Origin of the sequence: Alteromonas sp. KUL49, from assembly GCF_006538345.1 — a bacterium.
Classification (GTDB): Bacteria; Pseudomonadota; Gammaproteobacteria; order Enterobacterales; family Alteromonadaceae; genus Alteromonas.
Genome location: NZ_BJKL01000005.1, coordinates 329,912 through 346,641, shown reverse-complemented (window position 1 = coordinate 346,641; position 16,730 = coordinate 329,912). Strand labels below are relative to the sequence as shown.

17 protein-coding genes and 2 pseudogenes are annotated in these 16,730 nt (G+C 44.3%); 10 read left to right on the top strand and 9 right to left on the bottom strand.

The genetic code is table 11. The features are described 5' to 3' along the window. Window positions 1-143 precede the first annotated feature (143 nt). A complete protein-coding gene (locus EYS00_RS11380; RefSeq protein ID WP_130636652.1) occupies window positions 144-719 on the bottom strand; it encodes an LON peptidase substrate-binding domain-containing protein in 576 nt (191 codons plus the stop codon). A 162-nt stretch (window positions 720-881) separates the two neighbouring features. Here EYS00_RS11380 and EYS00_RS11375 point away from each other — a divergent pair, with 162 nt between their 5' ends. The 5 genes and pseudogenes from EYS00_RS11375 to EYS00_RS11355 all read left to right on the top strand — a co-directional run bounded on the left by EYS00_RS11375 (window position 882) and on the right by EYS00_RS11355 (window position 5,289). Beyond that, a complete protein-coding gene (locus EYS00_RS11375) occupies window positions 882-1,307 on the top strand; it encodes a nuclear transport factor 2 family protein (RefSeq protein WP_130636651.1) in 426 nt (141 codons plus the stop codon). After that, window positions 1,304-2,029, top strand: a complete 726-nt coding sequence (locus tag EYS00_RS11370; protein ID WP_130636650.1) for an SDR family NAD(P)-dependent oxidoreductase — start codon at window positions 1,304-1,306, stop codon at window positions 2,027-2,029. The genes EYS00_RS11375 and EYS00_RS11370 overlap by 4 nt, the downstream gene beginning before the upstream one ends. A 7-nt stretch (window positions 2,030-2,036) precedes the next feature. Then, window positions 2,037-3,301 (top strand): annotated as a pseudogene (locus EYS00_RS11365) (NAD(P)/FAD-dependent oxidoreductase). Next, window positions 3,301-4,032, top strand: coding sequence for a DUF1365 domain-containing protein (locus EYS00_RS11360; protein ID WP_130636649.1), 732 nt, complete (start codon window positions 3,301-3,303; stop codon window positions 4,030-4,032). The pseudogene EYS00_RS11365 and the gene EYS00_RS11360 overlap by 1 nt, the downstream one beginning before the upstream one ends. Before the next feature lie 3 nt (window positions 4,033-4,035). Further along, on the top strand, window positions 4,036-5,289 hold the full coding sequence (locus EYS00_RS11355; RefSeq protein WP_130636648.1) for a cyclopropane-fatty-acyl-phospholipid synthase family protein: 1,254 nt from the start codon (window positions 4,036-4,038) through the stop codon (window positions 5,287-5,289). A 210-nt stretch (window positions 5,290-5,499) separates the two neighbouring features. Here EYS00_RS11355 and EYS00_RS11350 read toward each other — a convergent pair whose 3' ends face one another. After that, on the bottom strand, window positions 5,500-6,429 hold the full coding sequence (locus EYS00_RS11350; protein ID WP_165399364.1) for a flagellar motor protein MotB: 930 nt from the start codon (window positions 6,427-6,429) through the stop codon (window positions 5,500-5,502). Beyond that, complete coding sequence (pomA, locus tag EYS00_RS11345) at window positions 6,429-7,193, bottom strand: flagellar motor protein PomA (protein ID WP_130636646.1); 765 nt, start codon at window positions 7,191-7,193, stop codon at window positions 6,429-6,431. Before pomA ends, EYS00_RS11350 begins: the two co-directional genes overlap by 1 nt. A 246-nt stretch (window positions 7,194-7,439) precedes the next feature. Between pomA and xseB the strand changes: the two genes are divergently transcribed. The 5 genes and pseudogenes from xseB to EYS00_RS11320 all read left to right on the top strand — a co-directional run bounded on the left by xseB (window position 7,440) and on the right by EYS00_RS11320 (window position 12,361). Continuing rightward, window positions 7,440-7,676, top strand: a complete 237-nt coding sequence (gene xseB / locus EYS00_RS11340; protein ID WP_347400280.1) for an exodeoxyribonuclease VII small subunit — start codon at window positions 7,440-7,442, stop codon at window positions 7,674-7,676. Window positions 7,677-7,703: 27 nt separating this feature from the next. Then, window positions 7,704-8,594, top strand: coding sequence for a farnesyl diphosphate synthase (locus EYS00_RS11335; protein WP_130636644.1), 891 nt, complete (start codon window positions 7,704-7,706; stop codon window positions 8,592-8,594). 104 nt (window positions 8,595-8,698) lie between these two features. Next, on the top strand, window positions 8,699-10,564 hold the full coding sequence (gene dxs, locus EYS00_RS11330; protein WP_130636643.1) for a 1-deoxy-D-xylulose-5-phosphate synthase: 1,866 nt from the start codon (window positions 8,699-8,701) through the stop codon (window positions 10,562-10,564). Window positions 10,565-10,747: 183 nt separating this feature from the next. Next, a pseudogene (locus EYS00_RS11325) lies at window positions 10,748-11,118 on the top strand (BlaI/MecI/CopY family transcriptional regulator). After that, window positions 11,111-12,361 (top strand): TonB family protein, encoded by a 1,251-nt coding sequence (locus EYS00_RS11320; RefSeq protein ID WP_130636642.1) that lies wholly within the window; start codon window positions 11,111-11,113, stop codon window positions 12,359-12,361. Before EYS00_RS11325 ends, EYS00_RS11320 begins: the two are co-directional and overlap by 8 nt. A gap of 69 nt (window positions 12,362-12,430) precedes the next feature. Here the strand turns inward: EYS00_RS11320 and EYS00_RS11315 are convergent, their stop codons facing one another. The 6 genes from EYS00_RS11315 to EYS00_RS11290 all read right to left on the bottom strand — a co-directional run bounded on the left by EYS00_RS11315 (window position 12,431) and on the right by EYS00_RS11290 (window position 16,726). Then, entirely contained in the window at window positions 12,431-12,928 is a 498-nt protein-coding gene (locus EYS00_RS11315) for a phosphatidylglycerophosphatase A (RefSeq protein ID WP_130636641.1), read from the bottom strand. Next, window positions 12,918-13,892: a thiamine-phosphate kinase gene (gene thiL / locus EYS00_RS11310; RefSeq protein ID WP_130636640.1), complete on the bottom strand. Its 975-nt coding sequence runs from the start codon at window positions 13,890-13,892 to the stop codon at window positions 12,918-12,920. The genes EYS00_RS11315 and thiL overlap by 11 nt, the downstream gene beginning before the upstream one ends. Before the next feature lie 58 nt (window positions 13,893-13,950). Further along, window positions 13,951-14,373, bottom strand: a complete 423-nt coding sequence (gene nusB / locus EYS00_RS11305; protein WP_130636639.1) for a transcription antitermination factor NusB — start codon at window positions 14,371-14,373, stop codon at window positions 13,951-13,953. Window positions 14,374-14,385: 12 nt separating this feature from the next. After that, window positions 14,386-14,859, bottom strand: coding sequence for a 6,7-dimethyl-8-ribityllumazine synthase (gene ribE / locus EYS00_RS11300; protein ID WP_130636638.1), 474 nt, complete (start codon window positions 14,857-14,859; stop codon window positions 14,386-14,388). Window positions 14,860-14,943: 84 nt separating this feature from the next. After that, window positions 14,944-16,044, bottom strand: a complete 1,101-nt coding sequence (gene ribBA, locus EYS00_RS11295) for a bifunctional 3,4-dihydroxy-2-butanone-4-phosphate synthase/GTP cyclohydrolase II (protein WP_130636637.1) — start codon at window positions 16,042-16,044, stop codon at window positions 14,944-14,946. 19 nt (window positions 16,045-16,063) lie between these two features. After that, window positions 16,064-16,726, bottom strand: a complete 663-nt coding sequence (locus EYS00_RS11290; RefSeq protein WP_130636636.1) for a riboflavin synthase — start codon at window positions 16,724-16,726, stop codon at window positions 16,064-16,066. Between the last annotated feature and the right edge of the window lie 4 nt (window positions 16,727-16,730).

Genomic DNA, 16,730 nt, shown 5'->3' with positions numbered 1-16,730 from the left:
AGTATTATCCGTGTTTTCTGCGTTGTTTCTTATATTACGCAAGAGCACAGACAAAGGATCGATTTAGACATTAACAATACATTACATATTTGTAATGTTAAAGAATTAGTCAAGAATGTTGGACCAAAGGTGTATTTGAATCTCTACAAAACGAGGGATGAGAGATAATTAAGAAGTTTGGTGCAATTTTTTTGCTCTAAAAAGTGCTGTTTTTGCATTGCATCTACCGGAAGCAACTCCAACCATCTGAGCAATACCCACATAGGTTTATCAAATTTTGGAGTTTCATATATCGCTGCGTAATCTTCGTAGTGTTCAAATACCTGACGGAGCTTGTCCACCATGGGAGCAATATCTTGTTTGGGTACTTCACACGCCCAATTGTCTAAAGGCGAACACAGACCAGTTCGTAGTTCATCACTCTCAGTTTCTATCTCGTTGATTTCAACGCAGTACAGTCCCTCAACAGTAATACCCAGCAAGCCGTCGTCTAAAACATCAAAATCCACTACCTTTGCGTAAGTACCAATGGAATGGATGTGCTGATTTTTTTCTTTGTCTCCCTGGCTATTGAGCATGCATACAACAAATCCTCTATCACTGGCGCACGCTTCCTTCACCATTCGGGTATACCTGGGCTCGAAAATACGAAGCGCCATTCTACCTTCTGGAAGCAGATGTGCTGTTAATGGGAATAATGGAAATCGCTGCATGTTCATAAAGTCTACCTGTTGTACACATTAGAATACGCCTGTTTTCTATTATTGGATCGAACTGTAAATAATTTAATAGTTCATGATCCTCATTCTTTTTATTGGTGTATGTTAGATAGGTAAGCGCCTAATATGAAAAGGTTATTTTATTAACAAGCGAGTATAATCGTGGACGCTATCCAAAATTTCAAAACACTCTACAGTGAACTGTGCGACATAACACCAGACGATCTACCCAAGGTATATTCTGACGATGTCACATTTATCGACCCAGTATGCTCCCATGAAGGCATAAAGGCGGTACAAAAATACTTTGATGGATTACTCACCAATGCGAGCTCCTGCAAGTTTGAAATTCATGAAGTCATAAATTGCAGTGACGCCTCCATCACGCACGTCGTAAACTGGACAATGCACCTAAAACTCAAGAAGTCATCAAAACTTATTTTGCTCAACGGTACGTCGCAACTCAAAGTTGCAGGCGACAAAATAAGCTACCACAAAGACTACTACGATCTTGGCGAGATGGTGTACGAACATATTCCGGTACTCGGCTTTATCGTCAAAAAAATTAAAGCGAAATTAGCCAAATGAAAACACTACTAGTTACTGGTGCTACGTCTGGCATTGGAAAAGCGCTGGCAATACATGCCGCGGCTGAAGGCTTTGACGTTATCGCCTGCGGAAGAAACCAAGTTGCTCTAGAAGAGCTCGCCTCTTATGAAGGTATTCGCACGCTACAGTTTGACGTCACCCAGTCTGCTTCGACGCAAGCAGCATTGAACAAAGTCAAAGCCGATGTGTTCGTACTCAACGCGGGAACCTGCGAATACGTGGATGTTGATAAATTTGAACCAGAAATGTTCCGCCGAGTTTTCGAACCTAACTTTTTTGGCGTTGTGAACTGTGTTGACGCAATTTTACCCAACTTAGTACGTGACAATAAGCTAGTAATTGTCGATAGTATGGCAAGGTTATTACCGTTTACTCGCGCTCAAGCTTACGGTGCTAGTAAAGCCGCGTTGTATTACTTTTCAAAAAGCTTGGAAGTTGACCTACACGACAAAGGAATCAAAGTGCAGACCGTTTCTCCAGGATTTGTTGAAACACCACTCACCGACAAGAATGACTTCGACATGCCAATGAAGATTTCTGTCGAGGAAGCTGCCAATACTATCCTAGCCAATATTCAAAAAGATAAGTCGACCGTATATTTCCCCCGCGTTTTCGGTTGGATTTTGCGCGTGATGAACCAATTCCCCGCAGGAATACAGAAGCGTCTGTCCCTGTTGATGAGAGAAACAGAGAAGGCATAATTCACTAATGACCCAACGTATTGCCATTGTTGGCACAGGAATTTCAGGTTTAACGAGCGCCTACCTGTTGAACAGAAAACACGACATTACTGTTTACGAGGCCAACGATTACATTGGTGGACACACTGCCACCAAAAAATTGATGATGACGGAGAATCTCACAATATCGATACAGGTTTTATTGTGTTCAATGACTGGACCTACCCCAACTTCATAAAATTGATGACTGAGTTAGGTGTGGATTATCAACCCACCGAAATGAGCTTCTCGGTGACCAGTAAGGCCGCAAACATTGAATACAATGGCAACTCACTCAATACACTCTTTGCACAGCGAAGAAATATTTTTCGTCCGAGGTTTTGGCGAATCATTTCAGACATACTCAAATTTAACAAGGCCTGCAAACAGTATGTTGCTGACGGTAGAGATACTGAAGGGCTTACCCTTCAGGACGTAATTACTGAACTCAATCTAAGCGAAGATTTTGCGCGCTATTACATTCTTCCCATGTGTGCTGCAATTTGGTCGTCCAGTTTAGAGCAAACTCGTCTGTTTCCATTGACGTTCTTCCTTCAGTTCTTCAACAACCACGGCCTGCTAAACATTAGCGATAGACCCCAGTGGTATACTATTAAAGGTGGGTCGTTCCAGTATATCCCACCACTAACTAGGTCATTTGAAGACAAAATCAAGTTATCGTGTGGTGTTGCCAAGGTGACCAAAGAAGGCGAACAGTGGTTGATAGAGGACGTACACGGCGGTCAATCAAGGTTCGACCACGTGGTATTTGCCTGTCATAGTGATCAGGCACTAGCTATGCTTGCCGAACCCAGTGACAAACATAAGCAAGTGCTGGGTGACATTCCGTATGCAGCCAATGATGTTGTCATGCACAAGGACAACAACCAACTACCCAAACGCAAACTCGCGTGGGCTAGCTGGAATTATCGTTTAAAAGACGATGCAACGGAAGAGAGTCGTCCTGCGTCCGTCACCTATAATATGAATATACTTCAACGCTTGGAGGCTAAAAATACCTACAGTGTGACGTTGAATAATACCGATGAAATTGAACCAGCCTCAATACTTCGTCAATATGAATATGCTCATCCGCAATACAGCGAAAAAATGGTACATGCACAACAGCGCAGAAAAGAGATCTGCGGCGTGGACAACCTCCATTTCTGTGGCGCATATTGGTACAACGGATTTCACGAAGATGGCGTAAAAAGTGCACTTGATGTGTGCGAGCGTTTTGGCGAAACACTCTAATGGAAAGCGCGCTATACAAAGGCCTTGTTTATCACGAGCGTTTTGCACCAACCAAGCATAAGTTTAGCTACGAGATACATTTGTTTTGGTTAAAACTGAATGAGGTTGAGGAGCTATCAACGTCGCTGAAGTGCTTCTCTTCCTCCGGTAGAGCCTGGTTTCGATTAAAACGTGCAGACTATTTAAGTGACTCAGACAAACCCTTAGAACAGGCTGTCATTGACAAAATGAGCGAGCTCAATGGTAAGCCGGTGTCAGGTGATGTTTTTATGCTAGGCCAATTAAGGGTTTGGGGCATTTATTTTAGCCCAGTTAATTTCTACTACTTGCGCCAAACCGATGGCAGCTTCAGTCACGTGCTTGCAGAAGTTAGTAATACGCCGTGGAATGAACGACATTATTACCTAGTAGACTTAGCGGTTCAAAGTGACACAGAAAAAGCGTTTCATGTATCGCCATTCAACCCCATCGACATGACCTATAAATGGCGTATTGCACAGCCGTCAGAACACTTGGCACTCGCTATGGATTGCTGTCGAGACGACAAAGAATTTACCGCTGGGCTAAATTTGCGAAGATATTCGCTATCAAATGAAAATCTTTCTCGGGCGATGCTTCGTATACCCAATATGACGATAAAAACAGTCGTGGGAATATATTGGCAAGCGCTCAAGCTATTCTTAAAGCGTACCCCACTATATACACATCCAGAAAAAAGTCAGGAACAATAAACAATGTCTAACGGCGAATCGGTACTTATTAACACCTCTGAGGTTTCATTTTTTGATAAAACCTGCCGAAGAATTTTTTTACGGTGTTTAGCATCTCTCCCATTAGGTAGTTTGAGCATATCAGAACAAGGGAGCCATGTAGCGACCTTCGGAGAGCAATCTTCAGACATTCACGCACACGTGAATATTCTTGATATGAAAGCTTACAAGCAATTGCTATTTGGCGGCAGCGTTGGCGCAGGCGAATCTTACATGGACGGTTTGTGGGAAAGCGATGATTTAACTCAGGTTATACGCGTGTTTGCTCGCAACTTACCTACGTTAGACGAGTGGGAAGGTAAGTTTAAATGGCTAACCCTTCCTCTGAACAAAATACAACATTTCGGTCGTCGCAATACTCAGTCGCAAGCAAAGAGAAATATCGAGGCGCATTACGACCTTGGGAATAAGCTTTATACCCAATTTCTTGACGGGACTATGATGTATTCGTCAGCGATATATCCAGACCCAAATGCCTCTTTATCTGAAGCTCAGCATCACAAGCTCCGCACTATCTGTGAAAAGCTGAAGTTATCACCTAAAGACCACTTACTTGAAATTGGCACTGGCTGGGGTGGTTTAGCGGTATTCGCAGCCAAGTATTACGGCTGTAAAGTCACCACTACAACGATTTCTGAAGAGCAGTACGCTTGGGCCGAGGATTGGATAAAACGAGAGAATCTCGAAAATAAGATTACTCTGTTGAAGAAAGACTACCGTCTACTTGAAGGTAAATATGACAAGTTAGTTTCGATTGAAATGATTGAAGCGGTAGGTAAACGCTTCTTGGGTAACTTTGTGACTAAGTGCTCATCATTACTCAAAGAAGACGGGGTCATGTTGCTACAATCTATTACGATTGACGACAGACGCTACGACAGCTACGCAAACAGCGTCGACTTTATACAAAAATATATTTTCCCCGGTGGATTCCTACCTTCTCAACATCAGTTGAACGCGCATTTGAAGCGCTACACCAACATGATGATTCGAGACCTTCATGATATTGGTTTAGATTATGCGAAAACATTGGATGATTGGTACATCGCCTTCAATGACGCAAAAGACAACCTATTAAAAGCGGGCTACGACGAACGCTTCATGCGTATGTGGAATTACTATCTAAAATATTGCGAAGGTGGCTTTTTAGAACGCACCATCAGCACAGTTCAGTTGGTGTTGACTAAACCTCACTATCGAGAAGAAATGGCGAGATAGCCAAACTTTTCTTACTTCTGAGGCATGGATGCTGGAGCAGAGCGCTCATAGATGAGTTTAGAGCGTGAAGGAGAATGTCTTACAGAGACTCTGATATGAGGTGTTGTGGGCATTTTACTTCCTTCTGAGGCATGGATGCCGAAGCAGAGCGCTCAGGGATGAGTTCACAGCGTGAAGGAAAATGCCCACAACACCTCATATAAAAACTCATTACTCTTCGTCGATGACCGAGATTGGATTGGACAACATGGGTTTGCCCTGATTGATATTAATCTCTACTCGGCGATTGCTTGCTCTATCTGCTGCAGACGTGGCATTTTCAACCACCGGATCAGTGTCTGCCCTGCCCACAACAGACATACGGCTTTCATCGAATCCTGGGGCTAAACGCATAGATTCAGCAACAGCAACCGCACGCTGGGCAGAAAGGTCCCAATTTGAACGGTAAAGTTCATTGGCTATGTGTTGACCATCACTATGGCCTGAAATTTCAATTTCACCGGGTACATCTGCCAACAATATACCTATCTCGCGGACTATGGGTTGGAACTGTGGCTGTAAAAACGCTGACCCCGCAGAGAAAGAACCATTTTCTCTAATCCGAATAGTAATTTGCTGACCGAGAGATTCGAGTTCTATCGACCCGTCTAAAATCTGTTTTTCTAATTGCTGAGCTATTTTCTTCATTAGCTCATTATCTTGAACTTGGTCTGAACTTTGGGATGACGAAGAAGACTGATCTGTTGCAGTTTGTTGAGACTGGCCACCTCGTTGCTCACCACGCTGTTTTTGGCGCCCACCCGCAGAGTCTTCATCACCCGCTTGAAACTCCAGCATTTGCTGGGTCATTTCTATGGTTTGCTGTTGAATGGTCTCGATTGGTGTGGGATCCGGACGGCCTGGCCTAAACTCCATAGCAATAACACTTGTACCTTTGGGAATGTCCTTCACTTCAATTTTGTTTTGGACACCAAAAGCAAATTTCATAGAGCCAGCTATTTGCTTGAACTTAAGTACATCCATTTCTGAGAATGCCAGTAGCAGTACAAAAAAGCACATTAACAATGACATTAAGTCAGCGAAGGTCCCCATCCATGCGGGGAGACCTTCGGGGGGGCATTTGGGACATTCTTCAGCCATTATTCGTCCTCGGCACCAGTGCCGCGCTTACTCTCGGCTAAGTAGTTTTTCAAAATTCCCTCGATAACACGGGGATTTTGGCCGTCGGCAATACCAACAATGCCGTCGAGTACTAAACTTTGATTCTGTTTTTCTTCTACCGCTCGGTTACCCAGCTTTACCGCAATAGGCAGACAAATAACGTTTGCCATGAACGCGCCATAAAGGGTTGTAAGGAGTGCTACCGCCATCGCAGGACCGATAGCCTTTGGGTCATCCATGTTTGACAGCATAGCAACCAGACCGATAAGCGTACCGATCATTCCCATAGCGGGGGCAACGTCACCCATCCCTTTAAATATAGTCGCTCCAAATTCGTGGCGCTCGGTGGTCATGGTAATATCTTTCGCTAGCGTTTCGCGAACCACTTCAATGTCATGGCCATCAACTAACATATCAACGCCTTTTTGCATAAAAGCATTATCGATTTCAGCTTCTTCGAGAGCAAGAAAACCACCTTTACGCGCTGCATCTGCCATTTCTACGATTTTCTCAATCAGATCTTCAGGTGTATCAATCTTGAACATGAAAGCCTTTCCGGCGATTTTACCGGCACCGAAAAACTGACCAAGTGTGTACTGAGAGAGAATAACGAATAGGGTTCCGCCGAATACGATTAAGATAGAGGGCACGTTGATGAACATGCTCATGCTGCCGCCCATAACCATGGCCATTACAACGAAGCCAATGGCGCCCAACATACCTATGACAGTTGCTAAATCCACTCAATCTTCCTCATTATTTCTGAAATTGTAAGCAAAAACGTTATGTTACTTACCTAGCCTAAAACTTCGATTACTTTATCACTATCGGCCAAGGTATTTATTTCTACACATAAATTATGGTCAATTTATCGTATGTTTTACAGAGATAATAGCGCTATACCCTGTATCAGGACAAACCATTTGACCCTGTTGCCCCCCTCAGTTAATGTGCGCGTAATTAATCGTTCACAAAAGACGAGGTTTATAGTGGCTGAAAATACATCGTCACCGTCCTTTGAAGAAACCCTAGCCGAGCTAGACGCTATCGTTAATGAAATGGAAGGTGGTGATCTTCCATTGCACAAAGCGCTAGAGAAGTTTGAACGCGGTGTTGCGTTGTCTCGTTTAGGTCAAAAAACACTCGAAGATGCTGAGCAAAAAGTCAAAATTCTGCTTGCGGACAAGAATGAACTTAGCGATTTTAACGATGGCGAATCAGCCTAAAGCACCGTTGATTTATTGAGAACTTCTATGAATTTTAGTGCTTTGCATGAGCAAATAAAAAAGCGCACCGATGAGGGTTTAGCAGCACAAGTCAGTGCGCTACCTGATGACGCCCCGCGATTGAAAGCGGCGATGAATCACGCGCTACTTGTTGGTGGCAAGCGTATGCGGCCCTTACTGTCTCAGCTTGTTGGAAATATGCTCGACGTACCTTCACAGGACCAACTCGCCATAAGTATGGCTATTGAGTGTATTCACGCTTACTCGCTGACCCATGACGATTTACCCGCTATGGATGATGATGAGTTACGCCGTGGCCACCCCACCTGCCACATTGCTTTTGATGAAGCGACCGCTATTCTCGCAGGCGACGCGCTACAAACGCTAGGTTTTAGTATTCTTGCAGACGCACCGTTGAGTGATTATGCCGATTCACAAAGAGGCCAATTATTATCTGTGCTTGCACGATGTGCTGGTTACCGAGGGATGTGTGGTGGTCAAGCGATTGATTTGGCCAGCACTGGCCAAGATATTTCACTCGAAACATTAAAAAAATTACACAACTTAAAAACCGGTGCCCTGCTTCGTGCCTGTGTTGAAATGATAATTGTCGCATCTCCAGAAATATCCGAGAACGCAGCAACAGATTTGCTGATCTTCGCTGATGAAATTGGTCTTGCATTTCAAGTACAAGACGACATTTTGGATATTGAAGGCAGTAGTGAACAACTGGGCAAACCCTCAGGTAGTGATATCGCTCTTGGGAAAAATACATTTCCAGCATTGCTAGGATTACAGGGAGCAAAGGAAGAACTGAACAAGTTGCATGACAATGCACTTCAAGCCTTAGCCCGTTTACCTTACAATACTGACACTTTAGTGTTGTTTAGCGACCTAATGGTAAAAAGAGACCACTAGCCAAGCTATCCATTTGATACACCCGCAGTACACCGCACTGGCACCGATTGCCCTGTAGGTTTGACATGCGCAGAACTTAGGTTGACCTAAAAAGATAACAAGTAATGAGTCTAGATCTTCAACATTACCCTACCCTTGCTTTGGCACAGGTACCGGAAAAACTTCGTCAGTTACCGCAAGAAAAATTGCGTGTACTCGCCGATGAGCTTCGTGAATACTTGTTAAACAGTGTGAGTCAAACCAGCGGTCATTTCGCTTCTGGATTGGGCACTGTAGAGCTCACTGTTGCGCTACATTATGTCTATAACACTCCCTTTGATCGGTTACTTTGGGATGTAGGCCACCAAGCTTACCCTCATAAAATACTCACCGAACGTGCTGAGCGTATGTCTACCATCCGTAAAAAAGATGGTCTTCATCCCTTCCCGTGGCCTCCTGAGAGCGAATTCGACACTTTCGCCGTGGGTCACTCATCTACGTCTATCAGTGCTGCATTGGGAATGGCAGTTGCCGCAGATAAAGAGAACCTCGGCCGTAAAGTGGTTGCCGTTATTGGCGACGGTGCTATGACAGCAGGTATGGCCTTTGAAGCCATGAACCATGCTGGAGATATCAAGAAAGACATGGTTGTCGTGCTCAATGACAATGAGATGTCTATTTCTGAAAACGTTGGCGCTCTAAATAGCCATTTGGCACGATTACTCACTGGTAATTTCTTTAACTCTATCCGCGACGGTAGTAAAAAACTACTGAGTAACGTACCGCCCATCAAAGAATTTGCCAGTCGCGCAGAGGAACATATCAAGGGTATGGTTGTTCCTGGGACTATTTTTGAAGAGCTGGGCTTTAATTACATAGGGCCAATCGATGGTCATGACGTGAACGGTGTGGTTGATACGTTGCGTAATATGCGTAACTTTGACGGCCCACAAATTCTTCATGTAGTCACTAAAAAAGGGAAAGGCTACGCCGTTGCAGAAGAAGATCCGATTAAGTTTCACGCCGTCCCTAAATTCAACCCTGCTGACAATGCACTTCCAGCCTCAAAGCCGTCTGCGCCAACCTATTCAGCAATATTTGGTCAATGGCTTTGTGATATGGCGCCGCAAGATCCCAAGTTAGTGGCTGTAACGCCAGCCATGCGTGAAGGCTCGGGAATGGTCGCTTTTTCACAGCAATTCCCCGATCAATATTTTGACGTAGCCATTGCTGAACAGCATGCAGTAACTTTTGCAGCAGGTCTTGCAAAGGAAGGAAATAATGCGGTCGTGGCGATTTATTCAACCTTTTTGCAGCGTGCTTACGACCAATTGATTCACGATGTGGCCTTGCAAGACTTGCCTATTTTGTTCGCAATAGATCGGGCCGGTGTTGTGGGTGCGGATGGCCCTACCCATCAAGGAGCGTTTGATATCGCTTACCTGCGCTGTATACCAAACATGATAGTGATGACGCCCTCAGACGAAAACGAATGCCGTCAGATGCTTTACACGGGCCATATTGCGGCAAAACCTGCTGCTGTTCGCTATCCTCGTGGCGCAGGTATGCATGTTGTCCCAGATTCTGAGATGACAGCCATTCCTTTAGGTCAATCAAGAACACTTAAAGAATCGACTGCGAAAAAAGTCGCCATTCTTAACTTCGGTACTTTACTTCCTTATGCTATTGAAGCTGCAGAAACTCTTGATGCTACCTTGATTGACATGCGCTTTGTTAAGCCGTTGGACAGCAACACCCTAGAGACTGTTGCTAAATCTCATGACCTATTAGTGACCCTTGAAGATGGTTGTATTATGGGCGGAGCTGGTAGTGCCGTTGCAGAACACTTACAACAGGCGAATATTCTAAAGCCCGTTAAAATGCTTGGATTACCAGACAGCTTTATATTACAAGGTACTCAGCAAGAAATGTATAAAGAGCATGGATTGGACACTGACGGCATTATCAAGGCTGTTACTCCTCACCTCTAATTTGCTCACCATCAGAAACAAGCGATGTCAATCTAGACTGGATAAACACCGAAAACAGTTTTGACATCGCTTAGCTAACGCGCCGCCACATCAGTTCAAAAAAGACCAAGCAAATTTCACTTGCGCACATCAATTACAAATGTAATATTTGACATTATAGATTACAACTGTAATTAGAATTTTATGGATATCACAAAAACTGAACTCCAAGTGCTACAAGTTATCTGGAAAAGTAAGGAGTGCTCTTCCAATCATATTGTTGAGACACTACAGAAATCCGGTGATTGGCACGAAAAAACTGTGAAAACCTTACTTGGTCGTCTGGTAAAAAAGGGGCCGTAGGATTTGTTAAGTCTGGTAGAAGTTATCAATACCATGCGCTAATTCCAGAAGGGGATTACCAGCAAAAGGAGAGTGACTCTTTTATTAAGCGGGTTTTCGGTGGAAGAATATCTCCCTTTGTAGCAGCCTTTGCCAAGCAAGATAAACTGTCTCAATCCGACATTGATGAGCTAAAAGCAATCATTAATCAGTGGGAGAGTGATCGTGATTAACTGGCTTATCGACCAATCAGTTTTGCTTTCACTTCTCATAGTATCGTTAATACTCTTTACCAGACTAAGTAACAAAGCACTAGGCGCGACAAACACCTATGCCTTTTGGTCTTTAATACCGCTATCATCGCTCATTGGTGGGATAGCTCATTTTGTCCAGCCCCAAGTTTCTGCAGATGTTTACGAAGTCATTCAAAAATTACCTCTTGTATCACTCCAAAACCAAACATCACCAGTTTATGACTACGCCAACATCCTTGTTTATGGGTGGCTAGTTGGTGTTTTTATGATTTCGTCAATACTTACCATCAACTACCGCCAGTTCATGAAAGGTATTGAAAAACTCGAGGGAAACACTCACAGAGGATACAAAAACGCCATCACGCATGAGGGGAAAACACCTTTCGTGATAGGTTTAATCTCGCCTATGCTTGTAGTACCCAAGCAATTCGAGAAGCTCTACTCACCCATTCAGCAACAACTACTTATTCGGCATGAGCAAATTCATATATTCCGCGGTGATTTGTGGTGGAATTTCACGGCCATTGTACTGTGTTCAGTGTTTTGGTTTAACCCCATCATGTGGATTGGATACCGTTATTTTCGACAACAACAAGAGATGGCATGTGACCAAAGCGTGTTGCATAACCACACTATGATGACGAGAAAGCAGTATGCCGATGCCATGATTACTGCTTCTGCATCCTGCAGGAGCAGTATATTTTCACCACTCCACTACAGTGAGGTAAACACAATGAAACAACGCATTCATGCGCTAAAGACGCACAGGAAAAATAAGCTATTCCCAGTCGCATTAATAATGATGCTTTCAACCACATCTCTTGCATTGGCACACACAGCCATTGCGGGTCAAAAAGTTGGATACACCCCTAGCATTATTGAACGTGTGGCACCTGTATATCCTACAGAAGCAGCGAAAAACAATTTAGAGGGCTATGTAACAGTGAGCTTTGATGTATCTGAGCAAGGGACAGTGAGCAACGTTCGCGTATTGGCATCTGAACCGGCAGATGTGTTTAACAGCAGTGCCATAGATGCAGTCAAACAGTGGCGCTATACACCTTCTGATCAGCCAATCTACGATGCACTGGTTCAACTCGACTATAAACTGAGTCCAGATTCAACAGTGGTGACTCCAGAGTATACCGGTACTGAAATCGTTTCTGTTGACAGTAAAAATAAAAAAGCGCTAAACGATGTTAGCGCTATAGGCGTTCGATAAAAAATTCCACCTTCCTATCCAACGCTTCCAATATAACAGAGATGGCTTCGGTCATCTCTTTTTATTTGACTACGCTAAGAACCATTGAGGAAAGTAATAGAGCACTATGTGGAGAACACCACACGCCATAAATCCTGCAATAATATCGTCGAGCATAATGCCCAATCCGCCATGCAGCTTTTTATCGATAGGCCCAATAGGCCAGGGTTTTAGAATATCGAACAAACGAAACAACGCAAAACCAAGGGCGAGTGTGGAGATATTAATCGGCACGAGTATAAACGTAATCAACATACCTGCGATCTCATCCCATACGATGCTTCCATGATCGTGTACTTGCATGTCGTTGGCCGTTTTATCACACAAGTAAACACCAAGAACACAAGCGAATACTGTTAGTGTAAGAAAGGCTATCAAAGGGATATCTGCCATCAACAATAGTAAAGGGATTGCCGCTAAAGATCCGAATGTACCTGGCATTTTAGGGGCTAAACCACTACCAAATCCCAATGCTAAAAAGTGGGTTGGGTTTGTTAGGCTAATTCGCTTTCTGATATCAGGATGCATCGAAACTATGCTCGTAGCCTGCCAATCCATCCTTAGAATATGGCTCATCGTTGCATCTGAGTACTAAGCTTCCCGATTGTCCATTCAATTGACCAATGCACGAAGCTCGAACATTTGTACTCGCTAAAGAGGTTTCCAGACTGCCACGTTGTTCTTCACTTACCGTAAAAATTAACTCATAGTCATCGCCAGCAGTAAGTGCATAGCGACGGGCTTGTTCAACTTCTACTGCACTGGTAAGTGCACGTGATAATGGAAGTTTATCCACGTGAACGGTTGCCCCACACCCTGACGCATCAAGAATATGCTGTAAGTCAGAGATGAGACCATCTGATACGTCGATGCAGGCCGTAGCTAAACGTCGCAGTGCGGTGCCAACAGCAACCCGCGGCGTGGGGAAATAATGGCGATTAATCAGAACGTCTCTCGCCTCCCCCTGTACGTTGAGCTTCTCTTGAAGAATATCTAATCCAGCGCCAGCATCACCAAGAGAACCTGTAACGTAAACAAAATCTCCTGGCTTAGCGCCATTCCTAGTGAGCTGAGACTCAGGAGGTATAAATCCCTGTGCCGTGATGGTGATGGCCATTGGCCCTTTCACCGTATCTCCACCGATGAGTTGAACTGAATAATATTGAGTCAGTTCGTACAGTCCACTTACAAAATCGTCTAGCCATTGGGTTTGTATATCAGGAAGAGACAACGATAAACTGATCCAAGCTGGCTCTGCACCCATTGCTGCAAGGTCGCTCAAGTTTACTGCTACGGTCTTGTGCGCCACTGATTTTGCAGGTGCGTCAGGAAGGAAGTGAACACCAGCAACTAAGGTATCGGTAGTAATCGCCAGTTGTTGATTTTCAGGCACGGTAGTGACAGCGCAATCGTCACCGATGCCAACTACTACGTCTTTGCGCTGATAGCCACTACCTTTAAAATAGTGGCCAATAAGGTCGAATTCTTTCACGTACTCATCAATCCGTTGGTGACTGTCCTTGAGGGTAATCGCTACCGCCTACTATGGCTCAGTCACGCTCGTCTTTACGTAGTGTGCGAACTGCTTTGTCCAACGCACCGTTAATGAATTTATGACTATCTTCGGCACCAAAAGACTTGGCGAGTTCAATAGCTTCATTAATGATAACGCGATAAGGCACGTCCATTCGCTCGGTAAGTTCCAGCGTTGCGATGCGCAAAATAGCCTTCTCGATGGCATCAAGCTCTTCTGGCAAGCGCCCAAGGTAAGGTTTAATTGTTGCGTCTAAATGACTTGCATTTTGAGCGACCCCTCTCAGCAGTAACTGAAAATAGGGCATATCAACTTTCTGCATGTCGTTGCTTGTCGCAAGCGCCAATTCAACTTGTGCAATATCATTTTGACTTAACTGCCAAGAATAAACCCCTTGAAGGGCAAGTTCACGAGCTTTGCGACGTGCTGAAACTTTCACTTAATAAGTACCTTAAAGCTTTTCTACGGCATCAATAACGTTAACCATTTCTAAAGCGCCTAGTGCAGCTTCCGCACCTTTATTGCCCGCTTTAGTTCCAGAACGCTCAATAGCCTGTTCGATAGAATCTGTTGTAATTACGCCAAATGACACTGGCACGCCGTACTCTAATGATACTTGCGCCAAGCCTTTGTTACATTCACCAGCAACAAAATCGAAGTGAGGCGTTCCACCGCGAATGACTGCGCCTAATGCAATGATAGCGTCGTACTGTTTTTTCTCTGCTAATTTTTTAGCTACAATCGGAAGTTCGTATGCGCCAGGTACGCGAACTAGGGTGATATCGTCATCGCTTACTTCACCGTGACGTTCCAATGTATCCAATGCACCTTCCAACAAGCTTTCAACCACAAAGCTGTTAAATCGAGCGACAACAACAGCGAATTTTTTACCTGTTGCTCTGATATTACCTTCAATTACCTGCATGGTTTCGTTCCTCGAGAAAAAACGGCGCGCAGTATATCACAACTACGCGCAAACAAAATCTATAGTTTTCACGCCTTGGATGAACTAATCGTGTACGTACTCTACAACTTCAAGCCCGTATCCAGAAAGCGCATGATACTTTATGGGTTTACTTAACAAGCGCATTTTATGAACGCCCATCGACGCTAAAATCTGGCTTCCTACCCCTACGGTGCGAGAAGAGCCCTGCCAATCGGCACCTGTTGGACGTTCACCACGGTCTTCAGCAGCAAATCGACGAACTTGTTCTTCGATTTGCTCGTCTTTACCGAGTAGGACTAATACCCCACCTTCATCAGCAATCTTTTGCATGCCTTGAGACAAAGTCACCGAGCGATGAATGCCTCGGGTAGACCCAAGTAAATCACTGAATGTGTTGTGTAAGTGAACCCTAACGAGGGTAGGTTCTTCGTCTGAGATCTCACCTTTCTTAAGTGCAAAGTGAAGCTGGTTATCAATACTGTCTTTAAACGTATGCAACTCGAACTCACCAAACTCAGTGGGTAACTTACACTGCGCGACTTTTTCAATAGTTGTCTCGTTCAGATTTCTATATTCGATAAGATCAGCAATGGTGCCGATTTTCATATCGTGCTTCTGGGCAAATTCCTCTAACTCTGGACGACGGGCCATCGTACCGTCTTCATTGAGAATTTCTACAATAACTGCCGCTGGCTCGCAATCCGCTAGACGTGCCAAATCCACGCCGGCTTCCGTATGACCAGCGCGGTTCAATACCCCACCCTCTTTAGCAATGAGTGGAAAGATATGACCCGGCTGAACAATATCTTTATAGGTCGCGTTTTTATCTACCGCAGCCAATATAGTCGTGGCCCGGTCGGCCGCTGAAATACCGGTTGTAACACCAGTTGCAGCTTCAATTGATACCGTAAAATTAGTAGAAAACTGCGCTTCGTTATTATGTACCATCAAGGGTAGGTTTAACCGTTCACAGCGCTCTCTCGTCATTGGTAAACACACGAGTCCGCGAGCGTGAGTCACCATGAAATTTATCGCTTCGGGCGTGACGTGCTCCGCCGCCATAATGAGATCACCCTCATTCTCGCGATCTTCATCGTCCATCAGGATGACCATTTTCCCCTGACGAATATCGTCGATAATTTCTTGTGAGGTGTTTAACGCCATAGTTTTACTTCTCGTAGGGTTATTTTTTAAGAAAGCCGTTCTCTGCTAAGAAGGCTAAATCAATATCTTTTTTTGTCGGTTCTGCTGCTTTATCGCCCAGCATTAAACGTTCTAAGTAACGCGCAATAACGTCAACTTCCAAGTTGACCTGGGTGCCTACTTTATAGGTACCAATAACCGTTTCTTTCAACGTGTGTGGAATAATCCACAACATAAACTCACTACCGTTGACTTCATTGACCGTCAAGCTAACACCGTCAACAGTTATACTGCCTTTGTGAGCAATGTACTTTGCTAACGATGTTGGTGCTTTTACCCAAATTTCAATGTAATCCGTGTGGTTTTTAATTTGGCTAACACTACCAACACCGTCCACATGACCAGAGACAATGTGTCCTCCCAAGCGATCTGAAGGACGCATTGCCTTTTCTAGGTTAACTTTAGAACCCGCTTTGTAATGAGCAAAACCTGTATATTTTATGGTCTCTTGCGATACATCGGCACAGTAATAATCATCACCCATCTCTGTTACCGTTAAGCACACGCCATTGGTGGCAATACTATCGCCCAATGCCACGTCTGACATATCGAGTGTAGGCGAAGAAACCGTTAAGCGAATGTCTTTTCCATTATTATCTAGTCGACTGATAGTCCCTAGTGCTTCAATAATTCCAGTAAACATAAGT